Below are 11,801 nucleotides of genomic sequence, written 5' to 3' on the forward strand. Positions count from 1 at the left end.
CCCCCCCGCGCCCGGGCCCCCCCCCCCCCCCCCGCCCGGCCCGGCCCCCCCCCCCCCCCCCGCGACAGGTGCTGATCAGTTAAGTCGAGCATGGCTCGACGCTGCATCTGCCACACCCGCTGCCGGTGGCCCCTGCAACTGCAGCAGCAGGCCATTGATCACCCGCGCCCGACCGCGAACGTGGTACCCCAGCGTGGTCAGGCCGATGCCGGCGACGATCAGCAGCAGCAGCGACCAGGCGATCGCCAGGCCAACCACATGCTGCACACCGTTGCGCAGCCAGTGGTCGCGTTGCCACGCCTGGCTGCCTGCCGAATAGGGAAGCTTGGCCTTGGCTTCGAAGCGCGCACGGATCACCGCGGGCACGGCGATGCCGATGTCCTCGCCGCGGGCGATGGCCAGGCCGGTGTCGTTCAGGGGCGCGGAGGCGCGTGCCAGTGAGCGCTGCGCCTGTAGATAGCCCTGCCATTGCGGGCTGAGCGCGGCAAATCCCGGGCTGTCGATGAGTGCGGGCAGCTGAGTGCTGTCGAGCTTGCTGCCATCGCCGGCCTCAGACCGGCTGAAGTCGGGACTGACAAAGCCGTTGCCCACCAACAGGGCCACCAGCACCGAGCCACCGATCACGAACGAGAAGGTGAAGTGGCGCACGCCGCGGTTGAGCAGCACCCTGCGCAGGCCGAATCCCATCCAGACCAGCAGGCCACCCACGATGCTCAGGTTGGCCAATGCCAGCAGGGCCAGCGTCGAAGGCACATTGCCGTAGCCGGCGGGAACGTGCGCCGACGGCGGATTGCCGGTCAGGCCCTGCAGCAGCATGATGGACAGCAGCGCCGTGGCCGGCAGCACCGCGAAACACGCCAGACCCAGGGTGCGCGCGAACGAACCCCGGCGGTACAGCGCGCGCAGGCCGGGAACGGCTTCGACCCGCGGCTGCAACGCTGCCGGCACCTGCAGTGGATCGGTCCTGGAAGACGTCATGCCGGTGCTCCGGAGGTGCGCAGCAGCTGCTGCAGGGCCTGTTTCAGCTGGTCTTGTGCTTGTGCCGCACGCGCCACCATCTGCGGGCTGGCGTTGTCGCTGTTCTGCAGTGCCTGGATGGTCTGCCGCCAGATCGGCAGCAGGATCTGCACGGTTTCGCAGTAGCGGTCGAGCAGTTCAATGGCGTGGTTGCGCGCCAGCTGCACCTGGATGCGGCTCATCGAATGGCTGGCCAGCAGCGCGGTCAGGTTCGCCACCCGCCGCTGCAGGCGTTCCACGGGGCGGTCCAGCACCAGCGGATCGTCGCTGGCGCCGCTGTCGGCCGGCAGTTCCTGCAGGAACTGCACGCCTGCATCGATGTAGATCTGCAGGCGCGCCCCCTGTTCGTCGTGTGCATCCAACTGTGCATTCAAGCGGTCCACGCTGCTGCGCACCGCTGCGGCCTGGTGCTCGACTTCGGACAGCACGTCACCGTTACCGCCCATCGCGATGCGCCGGCGCAGCCGCCGTTCGATATCGGCACCGGTGAACCGGTCCCACCAGCTGGCGCGTTCCAGCAGTGCATTGGGGTCGTGTTCGGAAAGGCGGCTGACCAGATCGGCCAGTGCCCGGGCCAGCGCGTGGGCACTGCCTTCCTGCCACGCCGGCTCCGCACTGACGCTGGCCAGGTCGGCCGGTCCGTAGCGGCCGATGTCGATGCGCCCCAGAAACAAGGCCGGCAGCACATCGCGCTTGAGTTGCTCGACGCTGAGCGGCGCGCTGTCAGGCGCAGGGTGTACGGTGGGAAGCGGTGGCGGCACGGGATGGGACATTGGAATTCCGTTTCAGCGGTGGCGCAGCGTGTGGGCTGCCGCTGTCGATAGCGGCTGCCGCCGAGTGTAATGGAGTGCGCGCGGCCCCTTGGCACTACCGGTGGTGGCCGCCGCGGCGCTATGGTCGTGCTCTTCCCATTGCCGGTGGATGCCCATGCCGTCGTTGCGTCGCCTGTCCCTGCTGCTTGCCCTGGCGCTGAGTGCGCCGCTGTCTGCCCACGCCGTTGAATTCAGCGCGCAGGAACTGGCCCGAGCCAAGGCCCTGCAGCAGCGCCTGCTGACCCTGGACAGCCACCTGGATACGCCGGCCAACTTCGGCCGCAGCGGCTTTGACATCGAACAGCGCCACGACCACAACGCGCTCTCCCAGGTCGACTACCCGCGCATGGTGGATGGCGCACTGGATGGCGGCTTCTGGGCCATCTACACCGACCAGGGCGACCGCAGCGCTGCCGCCCACCTGGCCGAGCGCGACCATGGCCTGCAGCGCCTGCTGGAGATCCGGCAGATGCTGGCCGCCAACCCCGAGCGCTTCGCGCTGGCGCTGACCGCCGATGATGCCGCGCGGATCAAGGGCGAAGGCAAGCGCGTGGTCTACATCAGCATGGAAAACGCCAGCCCGCTGGTGGCCGACCCCACGCTGCTGAGCTTCTACCACCGTGCCGGCCTGCGCCTGCTCAGCACCGTGCATTTCGCCAACAACGAATTCGCCGATTCGGCCACCGATCCCAAGGGGCCGGAGTGGAAAGGCCTGAGCCCGGCCGGCAAGGACCTGGTGCGCGCGGCGGTGAAGCTGGGCATCGTCATCGACCAGTCGCACGCGTCAGATGCCGTATTCGACGATCTGCTGGCGATGATGCCGGTGCCGTTCGTGCTGTCGCACAGTTCGGCCAAGGCGGTCTACAACCACCCGCGCAATCTGGATGATGCGCGCCTGCGCAAGCTGGCCAAGGCCGGTGGGGTGATCCAGGTGAACGCCTACGGCGGCTATCTGATCGACACCGGCAAGACGCCCGAACGCAAGCAGGCCGAAGAAGCGCTGAGCAGGAAGATGGGGGGCTGGGAAGGCATGACCATCGCCCAGGGCGTCGCCCTGCAGCAGGCCGAGCAGGCACTGGACCACGAACATCCGGTACGCCACGCGAGCCTGGACGACTTCTTCGCCCACTTCGAGCACATCCTGAAGGTGGTCGGCCCCGAGCACGTGGGCATCGGCCTGGACTGGGATGGCGGTGGCGGCCTGAGCGATCTGCCCGATGTCAGCCAGCTGCCGAAGATCACCGCCTGGCTGCTGCGCAAGGGCTACACCGAGCAGCAGATTGCCGACATCTGGGGCGGCAACCTGCTGCGGGTGATGCGCCAGGCGCAGGCCTACGCCGAGACCTGATCGGGACCGCGTGATCGCCGGGCCATGCTCGGCGACGCGGATCAGCGCGCGATCACCGCATTGCGGCGGCTGTACACGAAGTACAGCACCAGGCCGACCACGTTCCACAGCAGGAAATACAGCTGGGTGGTGTGCGGCAGGCTGATGAACAGGTAGATGCAGCCCAGTGCGGCCAGCGGTCCCACCACGAACGCCAGCGGCGTGCGGAAACTGCGTTCGCGGTTGGGTTCGCGCAGGCGCAGCACCACCAGGCAGATGCCCACGGCGGTGAACGCGGCGAGGGTACCGGCGTTGGCCAGCGCCGCGATCTCGTCCAGGCGCGCCACACCGGCCAGCGCCGACACCACCACGGCGGTGAACAGCGTGGTCGCCACCGGCGTACCGGTGCGCGCGCTGACCTTGGACAGGCGGCGCGGCAGCAGGCCATCACGGCTCATCACGAAGAAGATGCGGCTCTGGCCATACAGGAAGGCCAGCAGCACGGTCGGCAGGGCAATGATGGCGACCACGCCGATGAACATGGCGGCCTTGGGGCTGCCGAGTTCACGCATGATCAGTGCCAGCGGCTCGGCGCTCTGGCCAAACACCGCATAGCTCATCGCGCCCACGGCGGCCAGCGCCACCAGCACGTACACGATGGTGCAGCCAACCATCGAACCGATGATGCCGATCGACAGATCACGGCCCGGGTTCTTGGTTTCTTCGGCCGCGGTGGAAATGGCATCGAAGCCATAGAACGCGAAGAAGATGATGGCCGCTGCCGCCATCACGCCGCGCTCCACGCCGTCCGGCCCCATGGATTTGGCGAAGCCGTGCGGCATGAACGGTTGCAGGTTGCTGCTGTCGAAGGCGGGCAGGGCCACGGCCACGAATACCGCCAGCGCGATCAGCTTGAACACCACCAGGATCGCGTTGAGGGTGGCGCTTTCCTTGGTGCCGGCCATCAGCATCAGCGCCACCAGCCAGGTGATGACGATGGCCGGCAGGTTGATGAAGCCACCGGCCACGTGCGGCCCGGCGGCCAGCGCTGCGGGCAGGGTGATGTCGATGCCGAACTGGGTGTGCACCCACTGCAGGAAACCAACGAAGTAGCCCGACCAGCCCACCGCCACGGTACTCACCACCAGCGAGTACTCCAGGATCAGGCTCCAGCCCACCACCCAGGCGAACACTTCGCCCAGCGCGCTGTAGCTGTAGGTATAGGCGCTGCCGGCGGCCGGCATCATGGTCGACAGTTCGGCGTAGGACAGCGCCGCGCAGGCGCACACCGCGCCGGCGATGGCGAAGGAAATCAGCACTGCCGGACCGGCCAGGTTGGCGCCCACGCCGATCAGCGTGTAGATGCCGGTGCCGACAATGGCGCCGATACCCAGGGCGATCAGGTGCGGCCAGCTGAGGGTCGGGACCAGGCGCCGGCCGGCTTCATGGTCGGTGACGGAATCTAGGGACTTGCGCCGGAGCAGGGACATGCAGGCCTCGGAAGGGGATGACTTGGAACGACAAGTTCCCGAGTGTGACCCAACGCAGCGCAGCATTACCACTGACGGGGGTCATGCCGCCCTGTCGCGCGCTGCGCCCCGACCAGGGTGACGGAATCGGCATAAACGGTCACCCGGTCACGTCGGGCGTACCCGACGGCCTCGGGTTGGTAGAGTCGAGCTTGCTCGACTGCTTTGCGCTCTTCGTAGAGTCGAGCTTGCTCGACTGCTCCTGCGCACGGCAGTCGAGCAAGCTCGACGTTACGGTGCCAGGTCGATGCCGCGACGCTTCGGGTCGACCACCGGAGCGGCGCCAGCCGCAGTCAGCTGCGCCAGCACCGTTTCAAAGTCGTGTTCGCGACCGAAGGCATGTTCTTCCAAGGTCAGCGGCAGCAGCTGCAGGAAATCGAAGCGGCCGGAGGGCAGCTGCTGTGGGCCGGGGAAATGCGGCGAGGGAATGAACACCATCGCCTGCAGTTCGCTTTCGGCACGGTCCACCGGCATGCCCAGCTTCAACCGATGCCACGGCGCCAGCGGCCCGCCCGGCATGCGCGAATGGCACAGCAGCAGCTGGTAGGCGGTGAACCAGCGCAGGGTGGTCAGTGCCCACGGCGCTTCGTCGCGCGTTTCCAGCAGCAGTTCGACACCAAAGCCCGAATCGCCGTCCTCGTGCGCACCTTCCCAGGCGTTGGACAGGCCCGAGCTGACATACACCCAGTGCCGGCGCTCGCCATGTGGGGGGCAGGCGAATACGCCCACGTGCAGCCAGCGCGGATCGATGTCCTCCTGCTGGAACACCCCGTGCAGCAGGTCCATGTCCAGCGGGTAGATGCCCGGGCCGGTGTCGCCGAAGTGCTGCTTGTACAGGGTCTCTTCGCGGATTTCCCAGCTGCGTTCGAGCAGGGTGTCGTCGTCCATGGGGAGCATCGTGCGTCCTTGGCGGTTGCGGGCGGGGCGGCAGGATAGCGCGGCCCCGCCCGTCGTTTCAGCGGTCCACCGTGGCCAGCACGGCTTGCGGGTAGCGTTCTCCGGCCGCCGCATGCAGCGGGAACACCGCATCCAGTCGTGCCAGCACGTCCGCGTCCAACTGCACCTGCAGCGCGCCCAGGTTTTCCTGCAGCCGTGGCAGGCGCGTGGTGCCCGGGATCGGCACCAGGTGCGGACCCTGCGCCAGTACCCAGGCCAGGGCCAGCTGTGCCGGAGTGATCTCCAGCTCGGCGGCCAGCGCCTGCACCTGCGCCACGAGCGCCAGGTTGCGGGCGAAGTTGTCGCCCTGGAAGCGCGGCGAACTGCGGCGGTAGTCGCCGGCCTCGAAATCATCCGGGCTGCGGATGGCACCGGTCAGGAAGCCCCGGCCCAGCGGCGAATACGGCACGAAGCCGATGCCCAGTTCGGCGGTGGTGGCCAGCACCCCATTCTGTTCCGGTTCGCGCGACCACAGCGAGTACTCGCTCTGCACTGCGGTGATCGGGTGCACCGCGTGGGCGCGGCGGATCGTGGCCGCCGAGGCCTCGGACAGGCCCAGCCAGCGCACCTTGCCCTGTTCCACCAGCCGCGCCATCGCACCGACGGTGTCTTCGATCGGCACCGCCGGGTCGACGCGGTGCTGGTAGTACAGGTCGATGTGGTCCACGCCCAGCCGGCGCAGGCTGTCCTCGCAGGCGGCCTGCACGTATTCCGGGCGGCCGTCGATGCCCCGTGCCTGCGGGTTGCCCGGGTCCAGCTTCAGGCCGAACTTGCTGGCCAGGAACACCTCGTTGCGGCGCCCGGCGATGGCGCGGCCGAGCAGGCGTTCATTGCTGTGCGGGCCGTATACATCGGCGGTGTCGAGCAGGGTGACGCCACGGTCCAGGGCCTGCTGGATCAGGGCGATGGCCGCGTCTTCGCTGCCGCGCCCGCCGTAGAAGGCACTCATGCCCATGCAGCCCAGCCCAAGGGCGGAAACCGTAGGGCCGGCGGGGCCGAGGGTGCGGGTGGTCATCGGTGTGGGGTTCATCGGGAAGTCTCCGGGTGGAAGTGGTCAGGCGCGCGGCTGCAGGCGGGTGCCGCCGCTCATCAACAGGCGTGGCAGCGGCATCTGCAGGAAGTCGTGCGGGAAGGACGGGGCGACGGCGCTGATCGCGTCCAGTCGGGCGATGACGTCGGTAGGCAGCTGCAGGTCCAGCGCGTCCAGGTTGTGCTCGAGCTGGCCCAGGGTGCGGGCGCCAACGATGGGCAGGGCACCGGCAGCGGGGCGCTGCATCAGCCAGGCCAGCGCGACCTGGGCCGGGGAGTGCGACAGGTCCTGGGCGATCTGTCGGACTTCATCGGTGATCTGCAGCGAACGTGTAGTCAACGCGCCGTTGATCAGGGCGACGTTGCGGCGTGAGCCCCCCGGCGTGGCATCCAGCGCCTCGGGCGGGGCCAGATCGGCGGCGCTGTACTTGCCGGTCAGCACCCCGCTGCCCAGCGGCGACCAGGCCACCACGCCCAAGCCCAGCGCCTGCGCCATCGGCAGCAGTTCGTGTTCCACGCTGCGCTGGATCAGGCTGTACTCGATCTGCAGCGCCACCAGCGGGGCCCAGCCACGCAGGTCGGCCAGGGTCTGCATGCGTGCGATCTGCCAGGCCGGTGTATCGGAAATGCCGGCGTAGAGCACCTTGCCACTGCGGACCAGATCGTCGAAGCCGCGCATCACCTCATCGACGCCGGTGGTGTCGTCCCAGGCGTGCAGGTACAGCACGTCCAGGTAGTCGGTACCGAGCCGGCGCAGACTGTCCTCCACCGAGCGCAGCATGCTCTTGCGGTGGTTGCCGGCGTTGTTGGGGTCGCCCGGTACGGTGGCCAGGGTGTACTTGCTGGCAATCACCAGGCGGTCGCGCCGGCCCCGGGCGAAACGGCCTAGCAGGGTTTCGGCGCTGCCATTGGTGTAGTTGTTCGCCGTATCGACGAAATTGCCGCCACGTTCGACGTAGGCGTCGAAGATGCGACGGGCCTCGGCTTCATCCGCGCCCCAGCCCCAGTCGGCGCCGAAGGTCATCGTGCCCAGGGCCATCGGGCTGACCCGCAGGCCGGAGCGGCCCAGCAGGCGGTAGTGGTCGAGCGACATTGCAGGTCTCCATCACGCAGGCGGTACATCCGCCGGAGAAGCCAGCTTGCTCCTGTGGATCATGTGGATAAACTGCGTACAACCGGACTCACCTTGAAGGAGGGCTTCACAATGGACGCCTCTGCGCCGCTTACCGCCGTGGTCGCCTTCGTCCACGTGGCCGACCATGCCAGTTTCACCCGCGCTGCCGACGCCCTGGGGGTATCGACCTCGGCGCTGTCGCAGAGCGTGCGCGCGCTGGAAGCACGGATGGGCGTGCGCCTGCTGCAGCGGACCACGCGGCGGGTGGGCCTGACCGAACACGGCGCACGCTTCCTGCAGCGCGTGCGCGGCGGCCTGGAGCAGATCGACCAGGCCTTCGCCGAGCTGGACAGCGCGCGCTCGGTGCCGGCCGGGCGGCTGCGGGTGACCCTGCCGCGCATCGTCGCCGATCGCATGGTGCTGCCGCGGCTGCCCGATTTCCTCGCCCGCTACCCGCAGGTGCAGGTGGAACTGTGCGTGGACCCGGCGCTGACCGATCTGGTGGCCGAGGGCTTCGACGCCGGCATCCGCCTGGGCGAATCGCTGGCGCAGGGGATGATTGCCGTGCCGGTTGGACCGCCCGAGCGACAAGTGGTGGTGGCCACGCCAGCCTACTTCGAACGCCATGGCGTGCCACAGACCCCGCACGACCTGCAGGACCATGCCTGCATCGTGCACCGGCTGGCCAACGGCCGGCTGATGCCCTGGGAATTCAGCCGCCAGGGCCACGACCTGGAGGTGGAAGTGACCGGGCGGCTGGTGTTCAACGATGCCGGTGTCGCCCATCGCGCCGTGCTGGATGGTCTGGGCATGGCCCAGGGCTTCGCCTCGCTGGTGGCCGACGACATTGCCGCCGGCCGCCTGCGCAGCGTGCTGCAGGAGTGGCAGCCGCCATTCCCCGGCTTCCACCTGTACTACCCGGCGCGCGAACAGATGGCGCCCAAGCTGCGGGTGTTCATCGACCACCTGCGCGCGGGAATGCCTGAGCGGTAAACGCCGCTGCCCTGGTGGTGGCCAACCTTGGTTGGCCGCCGTTGATCCAGCGCAGTCGAGCAAGCTCGACTCTACCGGGCTGTCTTACCCGTTCAACCCCAGGCGGATACCGAAGCCGACCAGGAACAGGCCGGCCACCCGGCGCAGCGCCGTGCTCACGCGCGGGTGCTGGATCAACCGCCGCCGCGCCAGGTTGCCCGCACCGATCAGCAGCGAGCAGTAGGCCACGCTGACTACGAAGATGATGCCGGCCAGCGCCGCGAACGTGGCGATGCCGTGGTGCGCGGTGGGATCGATGAACAGCGGCAGGAAGGCCATGTAGAACAGGATCGCCTTCGGATTGAGCAGGCTGACCAGGATCGCCTGCTGGAAATAGCGGCCGGGCTGCATGCGGATCGGGCCGCCATCGCCGCCATCAGGCTTCGGCGTGCGCAGCAGGCTGATGCCCACCCACACCAGGTAGGCCGCGCCCAGGTACTGCACGGCGTGGAATACCAGCGGGTTGGCTTTCAGCAGCGCGGCCACGCCGGCCAGGGCGAGCCACATCAGGATCTGGTCACCGAGCAGCAGGCCGGCCAGCGCGGTGTAGCCGCCGCGCACGCCACCACGGCCGGTGGCCGTGAGCAGGGTGAAGGTGCCGGGCCCGGGCAGGGCAAGGAACACCAGTACGGCGAGCAGGAACGTCCACAGGTCCTGGATGCCCATCCACGGCATGGCATGGCTCATTGTTGTTGCGGGGGGGCGCCATTGTCGGCCACCGCGCTGGCCGCGGACAGGGGGCCGCCGTCGCCAGCGGGCAGGCCGGACAGCAGCGGTTGCAGGTGCTGGTGCAGCTGCGCGTGCAGTTGCCGCACCGCCGGCGAGAACTGCTTGCGGTGCGGGCAGACCAGCTGCAGCGGAATATGGCTGCCCACGCCACCCAGCAGCACCTGCAGGCGGCCTTCCAGCACGTCCTGGCGCAGGTCCAGCCAGGATTTGTAGGTGATGCCTTCACCGGCCACCGCCCAGCGCCGCACCACGTCGGCGTCGTCGCAGACCAGTGGACCGCGCACCGGCACCACCACCCGCCGGCCGTCCACCTCGAAGGCCCAGCGGTCGTAGGTGCGTCCGCCAAGCTGATAGGCCAGGCAGTCGTGCTCGCGCAGATCCTCCAGGCGTGCCGGCACACCGCGCCGCTGCAGATAGCCCGGTGATGCGGCCAGCACGCGGCGATTGCCCTCCAGCAGGGGCAGGGCCACGTAATTGGCATCGTCGAACTGGCCCAGGCGGATCGCCACGTCCACCGGGTCGCGGAATACATCGGCAACTTCGTCGGACAGCCGCAGGTGCAGGCGCAGCTTCGGATGTGCGGCGCGGAAGGTCGCCAGCCACGGCAGCAGCAGGTTGCGGCCGAAATCCGACGGCGCCGACAACTGCAGGGTGCCGTGCAGTTCGGCCGCGTCGCCCTGCACCCGTGCCTGGCCCTCGCGCAGGGTGACCAGCACTTCCTGCGCATAGGGCAGGTACAGCGCACCTTCGCCGGTCAGGCGCAGGCTGCGGGTGGTGCGCACGAACAGGCGCAGATCCAGCTCGCGTTCCAGCCGCGCCACCGCGGCGGCCACCTGGCCAGGCAGCAGGTCGGCTTCGCGCGCGGCCTGCGAGAAGCTGCCCAGGGCGGCGGTGCGGACGAACAGCTGCAGGTCGTCGAAGCGGATCATTTTCATCGCCAGAGTGAAAGTGCTGACTGATTCTGCGCCTTTCCCGGCAGGCGTGCGCGGCGCACGCTGTGCCTTCCTTTCCCCCTTGGACCGCCCCATGCGCGCCATTGCCTATACCCACGCCGGCCTGCCCATCGATGACCCCCAGGCCCTGGTCGATATCGATCTGGACCTGCCCCAGCCCGGCCCGCGCGATCTTCGCGTGGCCGTGCGCGCGGTGGCCGTGAACCCGGTCGACACCAAGGTTCGTCGCAGCGCCGCCACAGAAAGCCCGCGCGTGCTGGGTTGGGATGCGGTGGGCGTGGTCGACGCCGTGGGCAGCGAGGTGACCCTGTTCCAGCCGGGCGACGCGGTGTACTACGCCGGCGTGATCGACCGCCCCGGCAGCAATGCCGAATACCAGTTGGTGGACGAGCGCAGTGTTGGCCGCGAGCCCGCCACGCTGGACGATGCCGCGGCGGCAGCCCTGCCGCTGACCGCGATCACCGCCTGGGAGCTGCTGTTCGACCGCCTGCGCATTGCCGAGGGCGGTGGTGAAGGGCAGACCCTGCTGGTGATCGGCGCCGCTGGCGGCGTCGGCTCGATCCTGGTGCAGCTGGCGCGCCAGCTGACCCAGCTGACGGTGATCGGCACCGCCTCGCGCCCCGATACCCAGGACTGGGTGTACGCCATGGGCGCCCACCACGTGATCGACCACAGCCTGCCGCTGGCCGAAGGCCTGGCCCGGCTGGGCATCGCCCAGGTGGAACACGTGGCCAGCCTGACCCACACCGACCAGCACTACGCGCAGATCGTGGAGGTGCTGGCGCCACAGGGCCAGCTGGGGCTGATTGATGACCCGGGCCAACTGGACGTGATGTCGCTCAAGCGCAAGGCGCTGTCGCTGCACTGGGAACTGATGTTCACCCGCCCGCTGTTCAAGACGGCGGACATGCAGAAGCAGCACGATCTGTTGAACCGGGTGGCCGAACTGATCGATGCCGGCGTGCTGCAGACCACGCTGGGCGAGCACTTCGGGCGCATCAACGCGGCCAACCTGCGCCGCGCGCACGCACTGCTGGAAAGCCACCGCGCCAAGGGCAAGATCGTGCTGGAAGGCTGGTGAGGGTTCCAGCCAACGGCTGAGCCCCTCGTGGCTGTGGGTTGGTCGCGGAAAGCAAAACCCTGCGCTTGGTCGGGCGGGTTGGGTTCGCGGGACACGCCGCAAGTCCCCCTCCGGGGCCCGGCCCAGCCGCTGGCGGCTGGGTGTTCGGGCGCTTGCGAAGCAGTGCTTCGCAAGCAAAGCGCCCTCACCCTTGTAGCCTCGGTCGCGCCATCCATGGCGCTCACGCCCCCGCAACCGGACCC

Annotated in this window: 11 protein-coding genes; 3 read left to right on the top strand and 8 right to left on the bottom strand. The window is 68.8% G+C overall.

Translation table 11 applies throughout. The features are described from left to right. Positions 1-75 precede the first annotated feature (75 nt). Positions 76-978: a hypothetical protein gene (locus tag IAE58_RS18515; RefSeq protein ID WP_199933675.1), complete on the bottom strand. Its 903-nt coding sequence runs from the start codon at positions 976-978 to the stop codon at positions 76-78. Continuing rightward, the gene (locus IAE58_RS18520; protein ID WP_199933674.1) at positions 975-1,790 is read right to left on the bottom strand and encodes a protein klaA; all 816 of its coding nucleotides are present in this window, start codon (positions 1,788-1,790) and stop codon (positions 975-977) included. The genes IAE58_RS18515 and IAE58_RS18520 overlap by 4 nt, the downstream gene beginning before the upstream one ends. Positions 1,791-1,944: 154 nt before the next feature. Here IAE58_RS18520 and IAE58_RS18525 point away from each other — a divergent pair, with 154 nt between their 5' ends. Next, the gene (locus IAE58_RS18525; protein WP_199933673.1) at positions 1,945-3,177 is read left to right on the top strand and encodes a dipeptidase; all 1,233 of its coding nucleotides are present in this window, start codon (positions 1,945-1,947) and stop codon (positions 3,175-3,177) included. 41 nt (positions 3,178-3,218) lie between these two features. On the opposite strand, the gene IAE58_RS18530 is transcribed toward IAE58_RS18525, so the two are convergent. From IAE58_RS18530 to IAE58_RS18545, 4 genes are all read right to left on the bottom strand, one after another. Further along, complete coding sequence (locus tag IAE58_RS18530; protein ID WP_108751418.1) at positions 3,219-4,646, bottom strand: amino acid permease; 1,428 nt, start codon at positions 4,644-4,646, stop codon at positions 3,219-3,221. 270 nt (positions 4,647-4,916) lie between these two features. Next, positions 4,917-5,573, bottom strand: a complete 657-nt coding sequence (locus tag IAE58_RS18535) for a suppressor of fused domain protein (protein ID WP_233614898.1) — start codon at positions 5,571-5,573, stop codon at positions 4,917-4,919. Positions 5,574-5,640: 67 nt separating this feature from the next. After that, positions 5,641-6,636: an aldo/keto reductase gene (locus IAE58_RS18540; RefSeq protein WP_199933677.1), complete on the bottom strand. Its 996-nt coding sequence runs from the start codon at positions 6,634-6,636 to the stop codon at positions 5,641-5,643. A gap of 39 nt (positions 6,637-6,675) precedes the next feature. After that, positions 6,676-7,743, bottom strand: a complete 1,068-nt coding sequence (locus IAE58_RS18545) for an aldo/keto reductase (protein ID WP_199933671.1) — start codon at positions 7,741-7,743, stop codon at positions 6,676-6,678. 111 nt (positions 7,744-7,854) lie between these two features. Here IAE58_RS18545 and IAE58_RS18550 point away from each other — a divergent pair, with 111 nt between their 5' ends. After that, positions 7,855-8,757 carry a LysR family transcriptional regulator gene (locus tag IAE58_RS18550; protein WP_199933670.1) on the top strand — a complete coding sequence of 301 codons (903 nt, stop codon included), beginning with the start codon at positions 7,855-7,857 and terminating at the stop codon, positions 8,755-8,757. 84 nt (positions 8,758-8,841) lie between these two features. On the opposite strand, the gene leuE is transcribed toward IAE58_RS18550, so the two are convergent. Continuing rightward, on the bottom strand, positions 8,842-9,471 hold the full coding sequence (leuE, locus tag IAE58_RS18555) for a leucine efflux protein LeuE (protein WP_199933676.1): 630 nt from the start codon (positions 9,469-9,471) through the stop codon (positions 8,842-8,844). 8 nt (positions 9,472-9,479) lie between these two features. Further along, on the bottom strand, positions 9,480-10,460 hold the full coding sequence (locus IAE58_RS18560; protein WP_199933669.1) for a LysR family transcriptional regulator: 981 nt from the start codon (positions 10,458-10,460) through the stop codon (positions 9,480-9,482). A gap of 91 nt (positions 10,461-10,551) precedes the next feature. Between IAE58_RS18560 and IAE58_RS18565 the strand changes: the two genes are divergently transcribed. Further along, positions 10,552-11,559 (top strand): zinc-binding alcohol dehydrogenase family protein, encoded by a 1,008-nt coding sequence (locus tag IAE58_RS18565; RefSeq protein WP_199933668.1) that lies wholly within the window; start codon positions 10,552-10,554, stop codon positions 11,557-11,559. The last annotated feature ends 242 nt before the right edge of the window (positions 11,560-11,801 follow it).

Source organism: Stenotrophomonas sp. S49 (assembly GCF_016624905.1).
Lineage (GTDB): Bacteria > Pseudomonadota > Gammaproteobacteria > Xanthomonadales > Xanthomonadaceae > Stenotrophomonas.

Coding starts and splice junctions, on each gene's coding strand:
- IAE58_RS18565 (WP_199933668.1), top strand. CDS start 10,552: ATGCGCGCCATTGCCTATACCCACGCCGGCCTGCCCATCGATGACCCC.
- IAE58_RS18535 (WP_233614898.1), bottom strand. CDS start 5,573: ATGGACGACGACACCCTGCTCGAACGCAGCTGGGAAATCCGCGAAGAG.
- IAE58_RS18520 (WP_199933674.1), bottom strand. CDS start 1,790: ATGTCCCATCCCGTGCCGCCACCGCTTCCCACCGTACACCCTGCGCCT.
- IAE58_RS18550 (WP_199933670.1), top strand. CDS start 7,855: ATGGACGCCTCTGCGCCGCTTACCGCCGTGGTCGCCTTCGTCCACGTG.
- IAE58_RS18515 (WP_199933675.1), bottom strand. CDS start 978: ATGACGTCTTCCAGGACCGATCCACTGCAGGTGCCGGCAGCGTTGCAG.
- IAE58_RS18530 (WP_108751418.1), bottom strand. CDS start 4,646: ATGTCCCTGCTCCGGCGCAAGTCCCTAGATTCCGTCACCGACCATGAA.
- IAE58_RS18545 (WP_199933671.1), bottom strand. CDS start 7,743: ATGTCGCTCGACCACTACCGCCTGCTGGGCCGCTCCGGCCTGCGGGTC.
- IAE58_RS18560 (WP_199933669.1), bottom strand. CDS start 10,460: ATGAAAATGATCCGCTTCGACGACCTGCAGCTGTTCGTCCGCACCGCC.
- IAE58_RS18540 (WP_199933677.1), bottom strand. CDS start 6,636: ATGACCACCCGCACCCTCGGCCCCGCCGGCCCTACGGTTTCCGCCCTT.
- IAE58_RS18525 (WP_199933673.1), top strand. CDS start 1,945: ATGCCGTCGTTGCGTCGCCTGTCCCTGCTGCTTGCCCTGGCGCTGAGT.
- leuE (WP_199933676.1), bottom strand. CDS start 9,471: ATGCCGTGGATGGGCATCCAGGACCTGTGGACGTTCCTGCTCGCCGTA.